The organism is Streptococcus sp. CL9.43, from assembly GCF_049737935.1.
In the GTDB taxonomy this organism is placed as follows: domain Bacteria; phylum Bacillota; class Bacilli; order Lactobacillales; family Streptococcaceae; genus Streptococcus; species Streptococcus infantis_I.
Map to the genome: position 1 here is coordinate 92,421 of NZ_JBKOTS010000005.1, position 19,352 is coordinate 111,772.

20 protein-coding genes are annotated in these 19,352 nt (G+C 41.2%); 13 read left to right on the forward strand and 7 right to left on the reverse strand.

Translation table 11 applies throughout. The features are described from left to right. Positions 1-8 precede the first annotated feature (8 nt). From cysE to dtd, 8 genes are all read left to right on the forward strand, one after another. Positions 9-626 carry a serine O-acetyltransferase gene (cysE, locus tag ACLNCS_RS08055; protein ID WP_424848190.1) on the forward strand — a complete coding sequence of 206 codons (618 nt, stop codon included), beginning with the start codon at positions 9-11 and terminating at the stop codon, positions 624-626. Between the two features lie 34 nt (positions 627-660). Then, positions 661-1,422, forward strand: coding sequence for a nucleoside phosphorylase (locus ACLNCS_RS08060; RefSeq protein WP_424848192.1), 762 nt, complete (start codon positions 661-663; stop codon positions 1,420-1,422). A 43-nt stretch (positions 1,423-1,465) separates the two neighbouring features. Continuing rightward, entirely contained in the window at positions 1,466-2,809 is a 1,344-nt protein-coding gene (gene cysS / locus ACLNCS_RS08065; RefSeq protein WP_424848194.1) for a cysteine--tRNA ligase, read from the forward strand. Beyond that, complete coding sequence (locus ACLNCS_RS08070; protein ID WP_424848196.1) at positions 2,802-3,188, forward strand: Mini-ribonuclease 3; 387 nt, start codon at positions 2,802-2,804, stop codon at positions 3,186-3,188. The genes cysS and ACLNCS_RS08070 overlap by 8 nt, the downstream gene beginning before the upstream one ends. A gap of 3 nt (positions 3,189-3,191) precedes the next feature. Then, positions 3,192-4,061, forward strand: a complete 870-nt coding sequence (locus ACLNCS_RS08075; protein ID WP_424848198.1) for a helix-turn-helix domain-containing protein — start codon at positions 3,192-3,194, stop codon at positions 4,059-4,061. Positions 4,062-4,173: 112 nt separating this feature from the next. After that, complete coding sequence (locus ACLNCS_RS08080; protein WP_004251267.1) at positions 4,174-5,304, forward strand: ABC transporter ATP-binding protein; 1,131 nt, start codon at positions 4,174-4,176, stop codon at positions 5,302-5,304. A gap of 145 nt (positions 5,305-5,449) precedes the next feature. Beyond that, positions 5,450-7,666, forward strand: a complete 2,217-nt coding sequence (locus tag ACLNCS_RS08085) for a RelA/SpoT family protein (RefSeq protein WP_004251252.1) — start codon at positions 5,450-5,452, stop codon at positions 7,664-7,666. Between the two features lie 30 nt (positions 7,667-7,696). Then, positions 7,697-8,140, forward strand: a complete 444-nt coding sequence (gene dtd / locus ACLNCS_RS08090; RefSeq protein ID WP_424848201.1) for a D-aminoacyl-tRNA deacylase — start codon at positions 7,697-7,699, stop codon at positions 8,138-8,140. A gap of 40 nt (positions 8,141-8,180) precedes the next feature. Here the strand turns inward: dtd and ACLNCS_RS08095 are convergent, their stop codons facing one another. From ACLNCS_RS08095 to ACLNCS_RS08115, 5 genes are all read right to left on the reverse strand, one after another. Next, positions 8,181-8,831 carry a metal-dependent transcriptional regulator gene (locus ACLNCS_RS08095; protein WP_070677619.1) on the reverse strand — a complete coding sequence of 217 codons (651 nt, stop codon included), beginning with the start codon at positions 8,829-8,831 and terminating at the stop codon, positions 8,181-8,183. A 238-nt stretch (positions 8,832-9,069) separates the two neighbouring features. Next, positions 9,070-9,564, reverse strand: coding sequence for a thiol peroxidase (gene tpx, locus ACLNCS_RS08100; protein ID WP_049495462.1), 495 nt, complete (start codon positions 9,562-9,564; stop codon positions 9,070-9,072). Between the two features lie 120 nt (positions 9,565-9,684). Further along, positions 9,685-10,617, reverse strand: coding sequence for a metal ABC transporter substrate-binding protein (locus ACLNCS_RS08105; protein WP_036754875.1), 933 nt, complete (start codon positions 10,615-10,617; stop codon positions 9,685-9,687). Between the two features lie 26 nt (positions 10,618-10,643). Then, positions 10,644-11,492: a metal ABC transporter permease gene (locus ACLNCS_RS08110; RefSeq protein ID WP_004251242.1), complete on the reverse strand. Its 849-nt coding sequence runs from the start codon at positions 11,490-11,492 to the stop codon at positions 10,644-10,646. Next, the gene (locus ACLNCS_RS08115; RefSeq protein ID WP_006152594.1) at positions 11,489-12,211 is read right to left on the reverse strand and encodes a metal ABC transporter ATP-binding protein; all 723 of its coding nucleotides are present in this window, start codon (positions 12,209-12,211) and stop codon (positions 11,489-11,491) included. The genes ACLNCS_RS08110 and ACLNCS_RS08115 overlap by 4 nt, the downstream gene beginning before the upstream one ends. Positions 12,212-12,391: 180 nt before the next feature. Here ACLNCS_RS08115 and ACLNCS_RS08120 point away from each other — a divergent pair, with 180 nt between their 5' ends. Together ACLNCS_RS08120 and ACLNCS_RS08125 are read left to right on the forward strand one after the other, a co-directional pair. After that, positions 12,392-14,284: a M13 family metallopeptidase gene (locus ACLNCS_RS08120; RefSeq protein ID WP_006148891.1), complete on the forward strand. Its 1,893-nt coding sequence runs from the start codon at positions 12,392-12,394 to the stop codon at positions 14,282-14,284. A gap of 87 nt (positions 14,285-14,371) precedes the next feature. Then, complete coding sequence (locus ACLNCS_RS08125) at positions 14,372-15,136, forward strand: hypothetical protein (RefSeq protein WP_424848205.1); 765 nt, start codon at positions 14,372-14,374, stop codon at positions 15,134-15,136. Between the two features lie 105 nt (positions 15,137-15,241). On the opposite strand, the gene ACLNCS_RS08130 is transcribed toward ACLNCS_RS08125, so the two are convergent. Further along, on the reverse strand, positions 15,242-15,871 hold the full coding sequence (locus ACLNCS_RS08130) for an MBL fold metallo-hydrolase (RefSeq protein ID WP_424848208.1): 630 nt from the start codon (positions 15,869-15,871) through the stop codon (positions 15,242-15,244). 110 nt (positions 15,872-15,981) lie between these two features. Then, entirely contained in the window at positions 15,982-17,058 is a 1,077-nt protein-coding gene (locus ACLNCS_RS08135) for a DUF2974 domain-containing protein (RefSeq protein WP_424848214.1), read from the reverse strand. A gap of 95 nt (positions 17,059-17,153) precedes the next feature. Here ACLNCS_RS08135 and ACLNCS_RS08140 point away from each other — a divergent pair, with 95 nt between their 5' ends. From ACLNCS_RS08140 to ACLNCS_RS08150, 3 genes are all read left to right on the forward strand, one after another. Then, positions 17,154-17,831 (forward strand): response regulator transcription factor, encoded by a 678-nt coding sequence (locus tag ACLNCS_RS08140; protein ID WP_424848210.1) that lies wholly within the window; start codon positions 17,154-17,156, stop codon positions 17,829-17,831. Beyond that, positions 17,824-18,798, forward strand: a complete 975-nt coding sequence (locus tag ACLNCS_RS08145) for a sensor histidine kinase (protein WP_424848212.1) — start codon at positions 17,824-17,826, stop codon at positions 18,796-18,798. The genes ACLNCS_RS08140 and ACLNCS_RS08145 overlap by 8 nt, the downstream gene beginning before the upstream one ends. Before the next feature lie 326 nt (positions 18,799-19,124). Continuing rightward, a partial coding sequence (locus ACLNCS_RS08150) for an ATP-binding cassette domain-containing protein (RefSeq protein ID WP_424846540.1) occupies positions 19,125-19,352 on the forward strand: 228 nt, incomplete at its 3' end.

The window sequence follows — 19,352 nt, forward strand, 5'->3', positions numbered from 1 at the left end:
AGAAATGTATGGGATGGTGGCAAGAAACCATTGATATCGTAAAAGAAAATGATCCAGCGGCCCGCACTACCTTGGAAGTCTTGCTGACTTATCCTGGTGTGAAGGCCTTGGCTGCTCACCGTCTCTCTCATTTTCTCTGGAAACACGGCTTTAAGCTTTTAGCTCGTATGCACAGCCAGTTTTGGCGTTTTTGGACGCAGATAGAGATTCACCCTGGAGCTCAGATCGAATCAGGTGTCTTTATTGACCATGGAGCAGGACTTGTGATTGGGGAGACAGCTATCGTTGAAAAAGGTGTTCTTCTCTACCATGGGGTTACTCTTGGTGGGACAGGTAAGGATAGTGGCAAACGCCATCCGACTGTTCGTAAAGGAGCGCTCATTTCTGCTCATGCCCAAGTCATCGGACCTGTAGAAATCGGTGAAAATGCCAAAGTCGGTGCCGCTGCGGTCGTTGTGGCAGATGTTCCTAGTGATGTGACGGTTGTCGGCATTCCTGCTAAGATTGTTCGTGTTCACGGGCAAAAGGATGAACCAACCATTCACGAAGTCGAAGAAAAACGTGAATATTACGTCAATAAACTTGAGCATGCTAGAGAAGCCAGTCACAGGTCGTCTGGTTTGTAATGAGAAGTGACTCTTTAATTAGGAAGTTAGGCCGATGCTATTAGAAGAATTTGAAAATGTACCTGCTGTTATCGAGCCAACTGATCGAAGCCTCCTTAGTGGTGGAGAAATCTGTGATACGATTATTTTATCTTTTAATGGAGAAATCGTTGAACGAGTAAAGCAGTTTGAAGATGTTTACGAAGGTGGCTATCTAACCAATCTAAATGGTAGATTTCCATGGTATATCTATGAAAAAGATGGGAGTAAGGTAGCAGTTGCTATAGCTACGATTGGAGCCCCGATGGTTGTTGGACTCTTAGAAGAACTCAAAGCAAGAGGATTTAAGAACTTTATTGTTTTGGGTTCTTGCGGAGTTCTAGATAAGTCTATTCAGGCAGATAAGATTATCCTACCAAGTTCAGCTCTACGTGATGAAGGTACAAGTTACCATTACGCTCCTGCAAGTGATGAAATAGCTTATGATGAAACTCTACTCTTAACCATAGAAGAAGCTTTAAACAAATCTGATATTGAGCACATTCGAACAAAGGCTTGGACCACAGATGCTTTCTATCGTGAAACAGCTGATAAGGTCAAACGTAGACTTGCAGCAGGTGCGACTGTTGTAGATATGGAAGCCTCAGCAATCATGGCTTGGGCACAATTTCGACAAGCAAAAGTTTATCAATTTTTTTATACAGCTGATTATGTTGACCATCATAATCATGAGTGGGATGCAAGATACGAAGAAAGAAAATCAGATGCTATGACTTTCTTTGAGATAGCATTAGTAATTGCTAGAGAGTTGGATTGAAACAACTCTTTACGATAAACAAGACACAGAAAGGAGTCAGTGAGTGATTAAAATCTATGACACCATGTCTCGTGATTTGCGAGATTTTGTCCCAATCGAGGACGGCAAGGTTAAGATGTATGTCTGTGGGCCAACTGTATACAACTACATTCACGTAGGGAATGCCCGTTCGACAGTAGCCTTCGATACCATTCGTCGCTATTTTGAATACCGTGGCTACGAAGTAGCCTACATTTCCAACTTTACGGATGTGGATGACAAGATTATCAACCGTGCTAAGGAGGAAGGTATCACACCTCAAGAAGTCGCGGATAAGTACATCGCTGCCTTCCGTGAAGACGTGACTGCTCTTGGTGTTAAGCCTGCGACTCGTCATCCGCGTGTAGTGGAGTTTATGGCGGATATCATCCGCTTTGTCTCTGACTTGATTGAAAAAGGCTATGCCTATGAGAGTCAAGGGGATGTCTATTTCCGTGTGGAAAAATCCCACAACTATGCTAAGTTAGCCAATAAAACCCTAGAAGACTTGGAGTTAGGTGCTTCAGGTCGGACAGACGAAGAAACAACTCGCAAGGAAAATCCAGTCGATTTTGCCCTTTGGAAAGCTGCCAAACCAGGTGAGATTTCTTGGGAAAGCCCTTGGGGACCTGGTCGTCCAGGCTGGCACATCGAATGTTCGGTTATGTCGACAGAGATTTTAGGTGATACTATTGATATCCACGGTGGTGGAGCTGACCTAGAGTTTCCGCATCATACCAACGAAATTGCCCAGTCAGAAGCTAAAACAGGTAAGACTTTTGCCAACTACTGGATGCACAACGGCTTTGTCAATATCGACAATGTCAAGATGTCCAAGTCCTTGGGCAACTTTATTACTGTCCATGATGCCCTCAAAACCATCGATGGGCAAGTTCTTCGATTCTTCTTTGCCACTCAGCATTACCGTAAGCCAATCAACTTTACAGAAAAAGCAGTGCGGGATGCCGAGACCAATCTCAAGTATCTGAAGAACACTTATGAGCAACCATTTACTGGAACTGTAGATGCGGGGGAGTTACAGGCTTTTAAAGATAAGTTTGTAGCTGCTATGGATGAGGATTTCAATACGGCTAATGGTATCACAGTCGTCTTTGAAATGGCCAAGTGGATCAACTCAGGAAACTATGATGCAGCGGTTAAGGAAGCTCTTACGGCTATGTTAGAGGTCTTTGGTATTGTCTTTGTCGAGGAAGTTTTGGATGAAGAGATCGAAGTTTTGATTCAAAAACGCCAAGAAGCGCGTGCCAACCGAGATTTTGCGACAGCTGACCAAATTCGTGACCAATTAGCTGCTCAAGGGATTAAATTGCTTGATACCAAGGATGGAGTGAGGTGGACACGTGATTGATGTCAATCTCATTAACGGGATTGCTCTAGCCTTTGAAGGAGATGCAGTATACTCTATGTATATTCGTCGCCATCTCATTCTCAAAGGCATGACCAAGCCCAATAAACTCCACCAAGAGGCAACCAAGTATGTATCGGCCAAGGCTCAGGCACGCTTGATTTCCCTCATGCTGGAAGAAGAAGTCCTAACGGAAAAGGAAGAAGAAATCTATAAACGGGGTCGCAATACCAATAGCCATACCAAGGCAAAGAACGCAAATGTAGTGACCTACCGTATGTCTACAGGTTTTGAAGCGGTCATGGGTTATCTTCATATGACCGAAAATGTGGAGCGCCTAGAAACCTTGATTTCTTGGTGTATCCAAAAAGTGGAGGGCTAGGAAATGATTGCAAAAGAATTACTAGACTGGTTTCCACAAGCTCAAATCGTAGATCAGCCAATTGATAAGGAAGGTTTTCTTACGCTGCCAGTTTCCTCGCAACAGTGGATTTTACTGGAGGAAATTGGACTAAGTGAACGTGAGAAACAGTTGGTGGCTCTCTTAACCCAGCAGGAACAAACCATCTCTTTAAATCCTTGGTATAGTTATTTGATTGAGGGCAAGGGACAAGCACCGCAAAGTTTTAAAAAGCTACAAGTTGTCTATTGTCACCTTTCCTATTACCAACAGGAAAACTTGACTTCTTGGTTGGATATGATGAGAACCCTCTTTCCTAATTGCGAGACAGTGCTTCAGGTGGGAGCTCAGGATTACCTGTTTGTTCTCCAACAGGACAAATACACTTCTGTTCGGTCTATCTTAACAGATACCTTGGAAGCCGTAGAGTATGACTTTGGGGTTCGCTTATCCATCATGCTTGGTCAGGTCTGGTCGCAAACAGGAAATCAGAGTTTGACAGATCTCATCAAAGCAGAACGTGACTTATTTAAAAACTGGTGGCGTCAAGGTCATCAAGGATTCCATACATTTTCTCAGCTCTACCTTTGGGGTATGGGTGAAAAAATGGTGGATCTTGGTTTGATAAAAGATTATCTCCACCAGATGATTTTGGATCAGGATCAAATTCAGGAAATCATTCTCTCCTTATGGGAAAATAGTGCGGTCCTAACTAAAACAGCACAGCAGCTCTATCTACACCGCAATTCTCTCCAATACAAGATTGATAAATGGGAAGAATTGACAGGACTTCAGTTGAAAGAATTGACAGATTTGACCTTGTGTTATCAATTGATTTTACCAGATATTATTTAAAGTTTTGTGCAAGTTGCACAGAACTTTTTTATTTTTTTGGTCACCTTGCCATAGAAATGTAAAGCGTTTTCATTTATAATAAAACTATCAAAAATAAAAGGAGTTCACCGAAATGGTAGAATTAAATCTTAAAAACATTTACAAAAAATATCCAAACAGCGAGCACTATTCAGTTGAAGACTTCAACTTGGACATCAAAGACAAAGAATTTATCGTTTTCGTAGGACCTTCAGGATGTGGTAAATCAACTACTCTCCGTATGATTGCAGGTCTTGAAGATATCACAGAAGGTACTGCATCTATCGATGGCGTTGTTGTCAATGACGTAGCTCCAAAAGACCGTGACATCGCCATGGTATTCCAAAACTACGCTCTTTACCCACACATGACTGTATACGATAACATGGCTTTCGGTTTGAAATTGCGTAAATACAGCAAAGAAGACATCGACAAACGTGTACAAGAAGCAGCAGAAATTCTTGGTTTGAAAGAATTCTTGGATCGTAAACCAGCTGACCTTTCAGGTGGTCAACGTCAACGTGTTGCCATGGGTCGTGCGATTGTCCGTGATGCTAAGGTATTCTTGATGGACGAACCTTTGTCAAACTTGGATGCAAAACTTCGTGTATCTATGCGTGCTGAAATCGCTAAAATCCACCGTCGTATCGGAGCTACAACTATCTACGTAACTCACGACCAAACAGAAGCGATGACACTTGCAGACCGTATCGTTATCATGTCAGCTACTAAAAACCCTGCTGGTACTGGTACTATCGGACGTGTTGAACAAATCGGTACTCCTCAAGAAGTTTACAAAAACCCAGTTAACAAATTCGTAGCAGGATTCATCGGAAGCCCAGCTATGAACTTCATCAACGTAAAATTGATTGGTGACCACATCGTTGGTGACGCCTTTAACTTGAAAGTTCCAGAAGGTGCTTTGAAAGTTCTTCGCGATAAAGGTTACGAAGGTAAAGAATTGATCTTCGGTATCCGTCCAGAAGACGTGAACGCAGAACCTGCTTTCCTTGAAACATTCCCAGAATCAGTTGTGAAAGCAACTATCTCTGTATCAGAATTGCTTGGTTCAGAATCTCACCTATACTGCCAAGTTGGTAAAGATGAATTCGTTGCTAAAGTTGACGCACGTGACTACTTGCAAGCTGGTGCAACTGTGGAACTTGGATTTGACTTGAACAAAGCTCACTTCTTTGACGTAGAAACTGAAAAGACAGTTTACTAAGATAGATTTGAACTAAAACAACACTACTAGAGTTTTTCTAGTAGTGTTTTTTTATAAAGTTTAGAAACTCGGATTGAAGGAGACTTTACTAGTTTTCTTATTCACTAAAAAGTGTTAAAATGGTAGGAAGAACTGGAGAGTATGCATGCCAAAAGAAGTAATTTATTCTGGCGATGAAGTCGTCGCTTTAACGCAAAAATATTTATCGAAAGAAGATGTGGCTTTTGTCCATAAGGCCTTGGTTTATGCTGTAGAGTGCCACAGTGGCCAATATCGTAAATCAGGCGAGCCTTACATTATCCACCCTATCCAGGTAGCAGGTATCTTGGCTAAGCTCAAGCTGGACGCCGTCACTGTTGCCTGTGGTTTTTTGCATGACGTGGTAGAAGACACAGATGCTACTTTGGATGATTTAGAGCGCGAGTTTGGTCATGATGTTCGAGTGATTGTAGACGGTGTTACCAAGCTTGGTAAGGTCGAATACAAGTCTATAGAAGAGCAGTTGGCTGAGAATCACCGCAAGATGCTTATGGCCATGTCAGAGGATATCCGCGTAATTTTGGTCAAACTCTCTGACCGCCTGCACAATATGCGTACCCTCACACATCTTCGTAAGGACAAGCAAGAACGTATTTCCCGAGAAACCATGGAAATCTACGCACCACTTGCTCACCGTCTGGGGATTTCAAGTGTTAAGTGGGAACTAGAAGATCTATCCTTCCGTTATCTCAATCCGACAGAGTTTTACAAGATAACTCACATGATGAAGGAGAAACGTCAAGAACGTGAAGCCTTGGTCGATGAAGTTGTGACGAAACTCGAGGAGTATTCATCTGAGCGCAATCTTACAGGAAAAATCTATGGTCGTCCTAAGCATATCTACTCTATTTACCGTAAGATGCAGGACAAGAAAAAACGCTTTGAGGAAATCTATGACCTGATTGCTATTCGCTGTATCCTAGATACTCAGAGTGATGTCTATGCCATGTTGGGTTACGTTCATGAGCTATGGAAACCAATGCCAGGACGTTTCAAGGATTATATTGCCAATCGTAAGGCCAATGGTTACCAGTCTATCCATACGACTGTTTATGGACCAAAAGGACCGATTGAGTTCCAGATCCGTACCAAGGAAATGCACGAGGTTGCTGAGTACGGGGTTGCGGCTCACTGGGCCTACAAAAAAGGAATGAAAGGCCAAGTTAATAGTAAAGAATCTGCCATTGGGATGAACTGGATCAAGGAGATGATGGAACTCCAAGACCAGGCGGATGATGCCAAGGAATTTGTAGATACGGTCAAAGAAAACTATCTGGCAGAAGAGATTTATGTCTTTACTCCAGATGGGGCGGTTCGTTCTCTTCCAAAGGATTCTGGACCGATTGACTTTGCCTATGAGATTCATACCAAGATTGGGGAAAAAGCGACTGGTGCCAAGGTCAATGGCCGTATGGTACCGTTGACTACCAAGCTGAAAACGGGTGACCAGGTTGAAATCATCACCAATCCAAATTCATTTGGACCAAGCCGTGACTGGCTCAATATGGTTAAGACCAGCAAGGCCCGCAACAAAATTCGTCAGTTCTTTAAAAACCAAGATAAAGAATTGTCCATCAATAAAGGCCGTGAAATGCTGATTAGTCAGCTCCAAGAAAACGGCTATGTGGCCAATAAATTTATGGACAAGCGCCACATGGATGAAGTCCTTCAAAAAACTAGCTACAAGACAGAAGAAGCTCTCTTTGCAGCCATTGGTTTTGGAGAAATCGGAGCCATCACTGTCTTTAACCGTTTGACGGAAAAAGAACGTCGTGAAGAAGAACGTGCTAAGGCTAAGGCAGAAGCAGAAGAACTGGTCAAGGGTGGCGAAGTCAAGGTAGAGAATAAGGACACGCTTAAGGTGAAGCATGAGGGTGGAGTTGTCATCCAAGGTGCTTCTGGTCTCTTGGTCCGGATTGCCAAATGTTGTAACCCTGTTCCAGGTGATGATATCGTTGGTTATATTACCAAGGGTCGCGGAGTTGCCATCCACCGTGTGGACTGTATGAACCTTCGTTCACAGGAAAACTATGAGCAACGTCTGCTAGATGTTGAATGGGAAGACCAATTCTCAACCAAGGAATATATGGCTCATATCGATATCTATGGACTCAACCGTTCTGGTCTTTTGAATGATATCTTGCAAGTCCTATCAAACACAACTAAGAATATCTCGTCAGTTAATGCCCAACCGACCAAGGATATGAAATTTGCCAATATCCATGTATCCTTTGGAATTTCTAACCTTTCAATGTTGACAACTGTGGTTGATAAGATTAAGAGTGTACCTGAAGTCTACTCAGTTAAACGGACCAATGGTTAAGTTGGCTCGATAGATCTAGAAAGGATTTCTATGAAAATCATCGTTCAGCGAGTCAAGCAAGCTCAGGTTTCTATTGAAGGGCAGGTACATGGTCAGATCAAACAGGGGCTTTTGCTCTTAGTGGGTGTTGGACCTGAGGATCAAAAAGAGGATTTGGAGTATGCAGTTAGAAAACTGGTCAATATGCGGATCTTTTCGGATGACGAAGGCAAGATGAACCTATCTGTTAAGGATATCCAAGGAGAAATTCTCTCCATCTCTCAATTCACTCTGTTTGCTGATACCAAAAAAGGCAATCGTCCAGCCTTTACAGGCGCCGCTAAACCAGATATGGCTGAGGCCTTCTATCAAAAATTTAACCAGGAACTAGCCAAAGAGGTTCCCGTTGAAACAGGTGTCTTCGGAGCAGATATGCAGGTAGAACTGGTCAATGATGGGCCGGTAACCATTATCCTTGATACAAAAAATAGATAAGAAAAACCAAGCTTGTTAGCTTGGTTTTTTTGTGACGGATTTAGTTCATCTTTTCAACATAGAGCTGTTTGGCGATTTCTAGACTTACCAAGAGTTCTTCATTGTTGTGAATTAAAGTAAAGGTATTAGAGAAATCATCAAACTGTTGAACTTGGAGTTTGTCTCCGATATTGATGGCATGTTTTTCCAGATATTTTAGGAGATCAAAGCTATCGTGAACCCGAGTCAGGAGATAGGTTCCAGCTTCTTTAGTTTCTGATAGTGGTAGGTTGTTGATTTCAACCAAAAGCTCTCCTTTAGCAGGAATGGTACCACCGTGAGGGCAAGTTTTTGGGAAACCTAGCATACTTTCTAATCTCTCTACAAAAAAGTCTGAAACGGTATGTTCTAATACTTCAGCTTCCTCATGAATTTGGTCACTGGTATAGTCTAGATGGTGGACCAGAAAAACCTCAATCAGACGATGTTTACGATAAAGTTCTGATACAAGTGTTAGCCCAATATTTGTTAGCAAGTATCCTTTTTTCTTATCTTTTAAGATGAGATTTTCAGACTGCATGCGCTTAATCATTTCAGTTACAGCTGGAGGAGATACCTGCATCCGAGCAGCAATTTCCTTATTGGTAATCTTAGGAACATCCATGCCAATCTCATAAATACATTTTAAGTAGTCTTCTTTATTTGGTGTCATTCGCATTTCCTTGTTTATTATCTCCATCTAGTATACCAAAAAAGAGGCTGGGACAAAAGTCTTAGCCTCTCAATTGTCTTTGGATTGTCGAGCAAAACGCAGTGGTTGAGTGGACTCTACTACGCTGATTTCATCAGCTTTTACAGCCCTACTCAACTGTGCGGAGGTGGGACGACGAAATCGAATTCTAACGAATTACCGATTTCTGTCCCACTCTCTATTGCTACAAGAGCTGGACTTAGTTGAGTTCTTTTGCAGCTGCAATAGCGGCTTCAAAGTCTGGCTCGCTGTTGATATTGTCTACGTATTCGACGTAGCGGATGGTATTATCGGCATCGAGAACAAAAACTGCGCGTGCAAGCAGATGCCATTCATTGATTAAGAGGGCGTAATCGCGTCCAAAGGAGTGGTCGAAGTAGTCTGAAAGCATGATGGCATTCTCAATTCCTTCAGCACCACACCAACGTTTTTGAGCGAAGGGGAGGTCCATAGATACCGTTAGGACAACAGTGTTGTCTAAGCTAGCCAATTCTTGGTTAAAGCGACGAGTCTGTAGCGAGCAGATGCCTGTATCGATAGAAGGGATGACACTCAAAATCTTTTTCTTGCCTTCAAAGTCAGCCAGTGTTTTTTTAGAGAGGTCAGTCGTTGTGAGAGAGAAATCAAGTGCTTTGTCTCCTACTTGTAGTTGTTTTCCTGTAAACGTAACAGGGTTTCCGAGGAATGTAGTCATAAGCTACTCCAATCTTTTTTCTTTCATTTTACATTAAACGTTCAGACTTTTCCAATAGTTTGACCGAAAATTGATTAGACAAAAAACGCCAATACAAGGAGAATGACGTTTTTTAAATGTTTATTTTGCCAATCCTTCAGCAATCTTTTCAAGGTTGTATTTCATCATGTTGTAGTAGCTGTCGCCTTCTTTACCTTCTTCAGCGATTGAGTCCGTAAAGATTTGAGCATAGATTGGGATGTTTGTGTCTTGTGAAACAGTCTTCATTGGACGATCATCGACACTGGATTCAACAAATAGTGATGGAACTTTCATTTGGCGAAGTTTTTCAACCAAAGTCTTGATTTGGTCAGGTGTTCCTTCTTCTTCAGTATTGATTTCCCAGATGTAAGCACTTGGGACACCGTAAGCTTTAGAGAAGTATTTGAAGCATCCTTCGCTGGTTACGATGAGTTTCTTGTCCGCATCAATAGCGTTAAATTTCTCTTTGGCTTCCTTGTCAAGCTTGTCTAGTTTTTCAGTGTATTCTTTGAGATTCTTTTCGTAGAATTCCTTGTTGCTAGGGTCTTTGGCGATGAGTTGCTTAGCAATATTTTGAGCATAGATGATCCCATTTTCAAGATTGAGCCAAGCGTGTGGGTCTTCTTTCCCTTTTTCATTTTCCCCTTCTAGGTAGATGACATCAACGCCTTCACTAACTGCAAAGTAGTCTTTGTTTTCAGTTTTCTTAGCATTCTCAACTAATTTTGTAAACCAGGCATTTCCACCTGTTTCAAGGTTGATACCGTTGTAAAAGATTAAGTCGGCTTGCGAAGTTTTCTTGACGTCTTCTGGTAGTGGCTCGTACTCGTGTGGATCTTGTCCTACAGGCACGATACTATGAAGATCAATCTTGTCTCCTGCGATATTTTTAGTAATATCAGCGATGATAGAGTTAGTTGCTACAACCTTTAGTTTTTGGTTTGTAGATGCTGTGTCTTTTTTTCCGCTAGCACAGGCAGCTAATCCAATGATAGCAAGAAAAAGAACAAGCAATGTACCTAATTTTTTCATTATATTCCTCCAGAGGGGCTCCCTCATTATTGTTTGATTTTTTTATTTTTCAGCTTCAGATAACGTTGTTTTGGTGCGATAAAGAAACTGATGAGAAAGAAACTTGCAGATGTCAGCACGATACTTGAACCTGCAGCCAGGTTAAAGCTATAACCGATAAAAAGTCCCAAGACAGAAGCTAGAGCTCCCAAGCCTGATGAAAGAAAAATCATGGTCTTTAGACTATTGGCGTAAAGATAAGCTGTCGCGGCTGGAGTAATCAGCATGGCTACGATAAGGATGGTTCCGACACTTTGCATAGCAGTCACTGACACCAAAGTCAAGAGTATCATGAGTAGATAGTGGTAGAAATTAACTGGCATGCCCATAGCTTTGGCTAGGAGTTCATCAAAGGATGTAATCAAGAGTTGCTTGAAGAAAATCCCGATAATCAATAGAATGAGAGCTCCCATACCGATGGTAATATACATGTCTATGTCTTGCACAGCTAAGATATTCCCAAAGAGAATATGGAAGAGGTCAGTCGAGCTTTTAGCCACACTAATCAAGATAATGCCCAGAGCCAATAAAGATGAAAAGGTAATCCCAATGGCAGTGTCACTCTTGATAATAGAGTTCCCCTTGATGTAGGTGATGATGACAGAGGCAAGCAGTCCAAAGATGATAGCACCAATAAAGAAGTCAATTCCTAAAATAAAAGAAAGAGCTACACCAGGTAAGACAGCGTGCGAGATAGCATCTCCCATAAGGGACATACCACGGAGAATGATAAAGCATCCGACCGCTCCAGCAACAATACCAATCACAACAGCTGTAATCAAGGCATTTTGGAGAAAGTGGAAGTTCTGCAATCCATCTATAAATTCTGCAATCATAGGTCACCTCCATTGAAAAAGAGTCGGTCACCATAAGCTTGTTTGAGATTGGCTTGGGTGAAGGTCTCCTTTGTTGGACCAAAGGCAATTAGCTCCTTGTTGAGAAGGAGTACCTGGTCAAAATAATGGGCAACCTTGCCGAGGTCATGGTGAACGATAAGGACAGTCTTGCCAGCTTTTTTAAGTTCTCTCAGCGTGTTCATGATGATCTCTTCACTGACAGAGTCAATCCCCACAAAGGGCTCGTCTAAGAGAATATAATCAGCATCTTGAACTAGACAACGGGCAATCAAGACACGCTGGAATTGGCCACCAGAGAGTTGACTAATCTGACGATCTGCGTAGTCAGAAAGTCCAACAATTTCTAGTGCTTCAGCCACCTTTTGCCAGTGGTTTGCTTTTAAAGTGTGAAAGAGTGGAATGGATGGATAGAGTCCCAGAGAGACACATTCTTTTACCTTGATAGGGAAGTTGTAGTCGATATGAATTTTTTGCTCGACATAGGCAACTTTCTTAAGAGATTTTTTCATTTCTTTATCTTCGATAAAAGCATGTCCTTCATGTGGGATAATGCCCAGCATACCTTTTAATAATGTTGATTTCCCGGCGCCGTTTGGACCAATAATTCCGGTAATCGTTGGTCCTTGGAGCACTAGTGAAATATCCTTAAGTGCCAACGTTTCTTTGTAGGAGACACTGAGGTTTTCGATACGTATCATACAATTGTATTCCTCCTAATTTTTAATATACCTTAATTTTATTTTTAAGTCAAGTTAATTTTGGTAAAAATTTAAAATATTAATGATGAAATCAAATAGGAGGAGACGGCATTTTTAATTGCATTCCCTAGGGATTTTTGCTAAGCTAAGAATAAGTGAAAATAGGAAAGCGAGAACAAGATGACACGTTATCAAGATGATTTTTATGATGCCATAAATGGTGAGTGGGAAAAGACTGCTGTTATTCCAGCAGATAAATCGAGAACAGGTGGTTTTATCGACCTTGACGAAGAAATTGAAGAGTTGATGCTAACGACGACAGACAAGTGGTTGGCAGGAGAAGATGTGCCAGAAGATGCCATCTTAGCAAATTTTGTCAAGTACCATAGTATGGTCAGAGATTTCGATAAGCGAGAAGCTGATGGAATTGAGCCAGTTCTTCCTTTATTGAAGGAATACCAGAATTTAGAAAGTTTTGCAGATTTCGCAAGTAAACTAGCAGCATTTGAATTAGCTGGTAAACCAAACTTCCTTCCATTTGGAGTATCACCAGACTTTATGGATGCTAGAACCAATGTTCTCTGGGCTAGTGCTCCAGGAACTATCTTGCCTGATACAACCTACTATGCGGAAGACCATCCTCAGCGTGAGGAATTATTGAACCTTTGGAAAGAAAGTACTTCTAATCTCCTCAAAGCCTATAACTTCTCAGATGAAGAAATCGAAGATCTGCTAGAGAAACGATTGGAATTGGATCGTCGCATCGCAGCTGTCGTCCTTTCAAACGAAGAGAGTTCAGAATACGCCAAACTTTACCATCCGTATTCTTATGAAGATTTCAAAAAGTTTGCGCCTGCCCTTCCATTGGATGACTTTTTCCAAGCGATTCTTGGTCAAGTTCCTGATAAGGTCATTGTAGATGAAGAACGTTTCTGGCAAGCAGCAGAGCAATTCTATAGTGAAGAAGCTTGGCCTTTACTCAAGGCAAGCTTGATCTTGAGTGTGGTCAATCTTTCAACTAGTTATTTGACAGATGAGATTCGTATCTTGTCAGGTGCCTACGGCCGAGCTCTTTCAGGAGTTCCAGAAGCTCAAGACAAACGCAAGGCAGCTTACCATTTAGCTCAAGGACCATTCAAACAAGCCCTCGGCCTTTGGTATGCCCACGAAAAATTCTCTCCAGAAGCTAAGGCGGACGTAGAGAAAAAAGTGGCGACCATGATTGACGTTTATAAGGAACGTTTGGCTAAAAATGACTGGCTGACTCCTGAAACTCGAGAAAAAGCCATCGTCAAACTCAATGTCATCAAGCCTTATATCGGTTATCCAGAAGAACTGCCAGCTCGCTATAAGGATAAGGTAGTGGATGAATCTGCTAGCCTCTTTGAGAATGCCCTAGCCTTTGCGCGTGTAGAAATCAAGCACAGTTGGAGCAAGTGGAATCAGCCGGTTGACTACAAGGAGTGGGGAATGCCTGCTCATATGGTCAATGCCTACTACAATCCACAAAAGAACTTGATTGTCTTCCCAGCTGCTATCTTACAGGCACCATTCTATGACTTGCATCAGTCATCTTCTGCCAACTATGGTGGTATCGGTGCGGTTATTGCCCATGAAATTTCTCACGCCTTTGATACTAATGGAGCTTCCTTTGATGAAAATGGAAGTCTCAAGGATTGGTGGACAGAGAGCGATTATGCAGCCTTTAAAGAAAAAACACAGAAGGTTATCGACCAGTTTGATGGTCAAGAATCTTATGGTGCAAAAATCAATGGGAAATTAACTGTATCCGAAAACGTTGCCGACCTTGGAGGAATCGCTGCTGCCCTTGAAGCAGCTAAGAGAGAACCAGACTTCTCAGCTGAAGAGTTCTTCCATAACTTTGCTCGTATCTGGCGTATGAAAGGTCGTCCAGAGTTGATGAAACTAATGGCCAGCGTTGACGTACACGCGCCAGCAAAACTCCGCGTCAATGTCCAAGTGCCAAACTTTGATGACTTCTTTACAACCTATGATGTCAAAGAAGGCGACGGAATGTGGCGTTCACCAGAAGACCGCGTGATTATTTGGTAAAATGATTTCTTAACCAAGTATAACTTGGCGTGAATGATTCATTTTTGAAGTTTATACATCTGAAAATGCAATGCTATCGAGGTTAATATGAAGAAATTTTTAATGATGCTTTCAGCTATTTTTTCGATTTCAGTTTTGGCATCTTGTGGTCTCAATAAAAATAATAGCAATACAGAACCTTCATCTCCACTATCATCTGTTTCCAAAGACGATAAGTCTAGTACATCAACAGAAGCAAAGACTGAAAATACAAGCGACTCGTCAACCAAAGTGTCACAATCAACTGCTGAAAATAAGAAGGAAACGGGACCAGATTTGTATAAAGAAGTGATTGAACGTTATAATCACTATACAGAGCTTTTAAAACAAGGTAATAGAGAAGATTTATACGAGGAAAATAAACAACACAAGATTGCTTCAGAAGAATATGGCATGATTTTCTCTCGTATGGATTATCAAAATGCACCAGACTTTAAATATGCCCTTCTTGATTTGAATAAAGATGGGCAAGATGAGTTGCTTATTGGGGATGAAAAATTCGTTTCAGCCATTTATTATTTGGAAAATCAAAAACCAAACTTACTTCACACAGCTTATGTAGCTTCTGCAGGTGGTTTTCGCTCAGGCTTTGTTATTTACGAAAATGGTCTAGTCTCTTACGCAGACTGGCAGTCAACTCGTCCAGAAATGAACCTGGCTCTATATTCGTTTGATAAAAATGGAGTGCAGAAGATTAAAGAAGCAACTATTCAAATCGGTGGTAATGAAAAAGCAGAGCAAGTTTTAGATATTTCTTCTGAAAAGCTTGATTTGTCTAACATTGACTGGAAAGAATTGAATCCAGCTAATTAGTTTTGAATTATTTTTCTAGTCAATGTTGATTCTTCTGAGCAAGTAATGATGTAAAAATTGAAGCTACACAAAAAACCAAGGATGTTTGTCCTTGGTTTTTATGTTTTAGAAAAATGGATTGAAGGTTTTTTCGTGAGCGATGGTCGTAGCCGGACCATGTCCTGGATAGACATCGTAGTTTGGAAGGGTAAAGAGCTGGGTTTGAACACTATGAAGAAGTTGTTCCATACTACCAGTTGGCAAGTCTGTCCGACCAATGGTTTCTCGGAAAAGGGCATCTCCCGTTAAGACCAAGTGTCCATCTGGAAAAACCAATGAAACTCCACCGATAGAGTGGCCTGGCGTTGGTAAGACTGTAAAGCGGAATTCTTCAATCTGGTATTCTTCATAAAAGACAAATGTGTGTTCAGCTGGTTTGCAGATGACATCTGCCATATCGTCATGTCGAGGGAGACCTGAAAGGTTGTCAACAGGAGTATAGAGCCAAGAAGCTTCACTTTCTGCCACATAGACTGGAGGATTTCCATAAGTATCTCTGACCAAGTCAAGACTCATAATATGGTCGTAGTGAGTGTGGGTCAGAAGAATCGCACAGACTGGTTTGTTGATGGTCTCGATAGTCTTGTGAATAGCATCCCAGTTGCTACCAGGATCAACCACGATCAGGTGTTTGTCTCCTTCGAGATAATAAGTGTTTTCATAGGCAACAGGGTTCACGGTTTTATGGATTTTCATAGGATTTCCTCTTTCAAAGAATTTACAATTTCTAGTATAACACAGAAGGACAAAATAAGGAATCGATCAACAAGAAAGTCCCTTCATAAAAGAAGGGACTTTTTAGTACATTAAAAATGATTTTTCCAGGCTTGGAAACGGGCATCCAGTAGGAGTTGTGTCAGATTTTTTAAGATTTCAACTTGCTCGGGCTCTAGAGTTTGTGCCTGTGAAACTAGTTGACGAATGTGCTCGATGGCATTTTTAGAAGATAATTCATTAATGGAGCTAATTCCAGACTCTAGGATGGTTCCAAAGAAGAGATCAAAGTAGAGCTCTAATTCCTCATCGGGAACACTATCCACCCATTCTTTAAGAGTGTCTTTAATTTGTAAACTTTCGCTACTGATTGCCTCTAGTTGGACAAAGTGGTGTCCTTCAGTTAGCCAGCTGAAAGTATTGTGTTGAGCGATGCCACCGAGAGCCGTAGATTTGACGACTGTAGGAGTATCAGGAACTTCCAGCATCATGCCAATGACAGAACCTTGTGGGACGAAACGGTGAATTTTTGGAATGACATCTTGATAACCAGTGGTCTCAGTCAGATGAGCCTGCAAACCAGGAGCATCGTAGGTATAAACTGCAGATATTTTTTCTTGCAATTCAGGCTGGATTTGACTAGCAGCAAAGACGGCTAGATTCCCGCCTTTGGAATGTCCAGCAACAATCACTTTCTGTTTTGGATGTTGGGTAAAGAAATCTTCCAAATACTCAAGAGCATGCTTTTGGGCCGGGATTTCCTTCATATAGGTCATATGGAAATCTTCCTTCCAGCCAATAATACTGTCGTCTGTGCCACGAAAGACAATCAGATAAGTATCTAAGTTAAGGCGATAGGTCATAGCAGCAAATTGCTTTTGAAGTTCCACATCAATCTCGTTAATAAAGTTTGAGAGTTTACAATTTCTAAAACGTTTGTGTTGGGCAAGCTGATCTAGGAGCTGGAGACGTTCTTTATTGGTCAACATGGTGCTTTCTCGAGGAACACGGGTTGCGACATCGCTTAATCGATTGGCAGGCTGGTCCAATAAGTTATCAAAAGGAAGATAGGTCAGCTCTGTAAAAGCAAGTATATCTAGTTCATTCAAGGGAATATCGTAAAAAGAATCGTATTGAACATCAGTTAGGTAGTCAAAAATATTGGCTATGAGAATTCCTTTCTTAACTTTTATCATATCAGATTTACATCAATTTCGCTAGTAGTCAGGAGAATTTTGCTATAATATAGAAAAAGGAGGAGCAGATGCATAAGATTTTACTAGTAGAAGATGATCCAGTAATCCGTCAACAAGTTGGGAAAATGCTCTCCGAATGGGGTTTTGAAGTAGTTATGGTAGAAGACTTTATGGAAGTTCTCACGCTATTTGCTCAGTCTGAGCCTCATCTGGTTCTTATGGATATTGGTCTTCCCTTGTTTAATGGTTATCATTGGTGCCAGGAAATCCGTAAGATTTCAAAAGTTCCCATTATGTTTCTGTCTTCTAGAGACCAGGCTATGGATATCGTGATGGCCATCAATATGGGGGCTGATGATTTTGTGACCAAGCCATTTGATCAGCAGGTCCTTTTAGCCAAGGTACAGGGATTATTGCGACGCTCTTATGAGTTTGGGCGGGATGAGAGTCTCTTGGAGTATGCAGGAGTTATCCTCAATACCAAGTCTATGGATGTGCATGTCAATGGAAAAGCTATCAGCCTAACCAAGAATGAATTTCAGATTTTGCGGGTTTTATTTGAGCATGCAGGAAATATCGTAGCGCGTGATGATTTGATGCGGGAACTCTGGAACAGTGACTTTTTTATCGATGACAATACCTTATCTGTTAATGTCGCTCGCTTGCGCAAGAAACTGGAGGAAGAAGGTTTGATTGGTTTTATCGAAACCAAGAAAGGGATAGGGTATGGATTGAAACATGCTTGATATTAAAAGTTTTTTTCTAGCTTATATCCGTTCGCGTAGCCGTTTTTTTGCTTTTATTCTATCGCTTACAGGTTTGCTTTTTCTCTTTGAAATCTTGTTTGATAAGCAAGGGCCATACTTTAACTATTTCTTCTTTCTATCTACATTTTTGACACTTTTGTTTTTGGTATTTGATTTCTTGATAGAATTGCAACGTTATCGTAAGGAATTGCTCTATGGGGAAAGAAAAGCTAAGTCACCAATGGAAGTCCTTCTAACTGAAAAATTAGAGAAAAGCGAATCTGAACTCTATCAAAAGAAATCAGATGCTGAAAACCGCTATAATGATTTGGTGGACTACTATACACTCTGGGTTCATCAGATAAAAACACCAATTGCAGCTAGTAAACTCCTTGTAAGCGAGGTGGCAGATCGCCAACTGAAACAACAGTTGGAGCAGGAAATTTTTAAGATTGATTCATATACCAATCTCGTACTCCAATATCTACGCTTAGAAAGCTTCCATGATGATTTGGTGTTGAAGAAAGAAAATATAGAAGATCTGGTCAAGGAAGTCATTCGCAAATATGCCATTTTCTTTATCCAGAAAGGTCTAAGTGTCGATCTGCATGACTTGGATAGAAGCATTGTGACGGATAAAAAATGGCTGTTGGTAGTCATTGAACAAATCCTTTCAAATAGCCTCAAGTATACTAATGAAGGTGGAATTGAAATCTACATGGATGGTTCAGACCTTTGCATCAAAGATACTGGTATTGGTATCAAAAACAGTGATCGGTTGCGAGTCTTTGAACGTGGATTTTCAGGATATAATGGTCGAATGACCCAGCAGTCATCTGGACTTGGGCTCTATCTAACCCAGAAAATCAGCCAAGAATTAGGACATCAGATTCAAATAGAATCCGAACTTGGGCAAGGAACAACTGTGAGGATTAAGTTCTCTGAAGTGAATTTACTGATTGAATGAAAAGAATTGTGAAGAGCTTGGAAGAAACCTTTCAAGCTCTTCTTTAGACCTTGATATGGTGAGAAAAAAGGCTCCAATTAGATAAAAATGTAATCTTACAAAAATGTAAGATTAAAGGCCTCTTTTGTAAGGTTATGTTATGGCAAGCCCTCTTTTTTTGGAGTAAACTTAGAGCATAAAGAAAAAGGAGAGAAACCATGAAAACAATTTTACAAAAGAAACAAACAAGTAAGCCGAGTTCAAAGGATATCGAGCGAGTTCAAATCGGCATCGAAATGATGCAAGCTCAGTTTCAATTAATGGGATATTAAAAAGGAGAAGTTAAAATGACACTATTAGATGTAAAACACGTTCAAAAGATTTATAAAACTCGCTTTCAAGGCAACCAAGTAGAAGCCCTGAAAGATATTCACTTTACCGTTGAAAAAGGCGACTACGTCGCTATCATGGGTGAGTCTGGGTCTGGTAAATCTACTCTACTCAATATTCTTGCTATGCTTGACAAGCCAACGCGTGGGCAGGTCTTCCTAAACGGAACTGATACAGCTACCATA